General features: G+C 39.1%; 1 protein-coding gene. It reads right to left on the bottom strand.

The window, feature by feature from the left end:
- A partial coding sequence (locus CRU95_RS16280; RefSeq protein ID WP_258238761.1) for an aconitase family protein occupies positions 1-404 on the bottom strand: 404 nt, incomplete at both ends.

Consider the following 404-nt stretch of genomic DNA (forward strand, 5'->3'; position numbering starts at 1 on the left):
AGTCAGAAAGCCTAGAATTTGTACAAGATCCAATGAAAACATGTTGAACTGGAATGTCATACGTACTTTGTCCGGGACTCAATCCCATATAAGAAAACGCTCTTTCGTCATTTGCATCATACTTTTCTGGCAATTTCTCATCAATCCGAACACCCATACTAGGATTTGTTCCCCACGTAACGTACGGCGCTAAATCCGTAACATCTACTGAAATATGTAAATCATAAACTGCATCTAAATCTGTATAAAGTTCTGACCATTTTTTCTTAATAGATTCATAGTCTTTCGGCGCATATTTACGCCCTTTTACGTAAGCAACCGTTTTTTCATCTGGTGCAATAATACCAGCCTTTGCTCCCCCTTCAATTGCCATATTGCAAAGCGTCATCCTCTCTTCCATATCC

The sequence above is a fragment of the Arcobacter sp. F2176 genome, assembly GCF_004116465.1.
In the GTDB taxonomy this organism is placed as follows: Bacteria; Campylobacterota; Campylobacteria; order Campylobacterales; family Arcobacteraceae; genus Arcobacter; species Arcobacter siniprincipis.